The 1,619-nt window shown below is 53.9% G+C and carries 1 pseudogene; it reads right to left on the reverse strand.

What is annotated here, in order from left to right:
- A pseudogene (locus tag AC27G9_RS21240) lies at nucleotides 1-1,619 on the reverse strand (hypothetical protein); the annotation flags it as partial.

A 1,619-nucleotide genomic window follows, 5' to 3' on the forward strand; every position in this document is an offset into this window, starting at 1 on the left:
CCAGTATCACCGTCTTTGATATGACCGGTGTAACCTACTTGGTCATCATTGGCTGATGCGTTGTCCAGTGTCACCCCAAATGGTGTGTAACGCTCTCGCCACGCGATTCCCCCTGATGCCGTTGTACCAGATACGGGGCTTCCCAGGCTATCGTGATGCACATAGGTTGGCGCGTTGTTCGTCACACGTGCCACGGTTTTGCTACCGGCGGTCACATAATCCGTGCGCTTACCTGTTGTGACATTGTGGATGTGAATCAGCTTACCGGCGAGGTTATACACGTTGTAGATGACTTTCCCTTCCACACTTGCCTTCACCCGCTTCATGTTGCCATCATAGCGGTAAGTGCCAATGGCATCACCACTGAGGCTAATGGGTTGGTCAGCGTAGTCGTACGTGAAGTCTTGATGACCGGCAGAGGTGACATTGCCTCGGCTGTCGTAGTAAAAACGACGGTCGCCCGTGTTGCCACCCATGCCTCCGGTATCCACTGCACGTATCAAACGGTTGTTGCTATCGTAGGTCATGGTGACACGGCGCGAGCCAAGGTGTTTGTGGGTAATGTTACCCAGCGCATCATACCCGATTTGGCTTGTGCCCCATGGGCCAGTAGCCGTGGTGAGTCGCTCCAGTGCATCATAGCTCATAGTGCGGTTGTTACCGCTCATCGCACGGTCAGTAATGGCGGTGACTGACTTACGCTTGTCATAGGCGTAGGTTAAATCCAGTGCCTTGGTTGAGTTTTTGGTCGTCGTCAAGCGAAGGGGCAACAAGCTGGCGTTGAGCGTTTGGGTAAAGCGATGCCCATTGCCGTAGGTCAGTTGGTTCACCATCCCATTCGCATGATAGGTCATCCCATTGGCATAGTACGTGCTGCCATACTTGGCCACACGCGGTCGACCTAAGCCATCAGGCTGGTAGTCCACTTTACGGTTCGTGGGGTATGTCATCGATGCCATGTGGCCTGCGGTGTTATAGCCATAGCTTAAGTTGTACTGACGTCCATCGATACTCAAGCGTTCCGAGGTTGGCAGGTTCAAGCTGTTGTAGCTGTACGACCAGTTAGCGCCACCGCGATTGACCGCCTTCACATTGTTGTTACCATCATACGAGAAGGTCACATCTGCCGTGTTGCCACTGGCGTAATCCCGTTTGGTAATACGTCCGAGAGGGTCACGCACCAAGGTCACCTTGGCTGCCCCCGTTGGTGTGCTGCAGCTGGTGCTTTGGCTTGCGCCTTTTTGATAGGCGATAAGCCAGTTGGCATTGTTGTACTGGTACACGGTATCACCCACATCAGGGTGGCTGACCCGACAGAGTCTGCGGCGGCTGTCATAGTAGTAACGGCGAGTGTACGCAGTGGCACCACTGTCACTGTTACCAAACAAGCCGTCTTCTGGTAGCGGCCCGATAGTACCTGAGCCACCAGAGCCGATAGTGCCGGAGCCAGAACCGCCCGTTGAACCGCCACTGGAGCTGCCATCACCGCCTTGGGTTATCGATAACAGTTCACCCCACACGTTTTTGTCCATGTTGGTGTAGATACCCAGTGGAGATTGAATCGATTTGACGTCTTTGTAGTTCGCGCCGTCATAACCGTAGTGGTAGTAATGGGTTTG

Source organism: Alteromonas sp. 5NS40-0096, assembly GCF_057544385.1.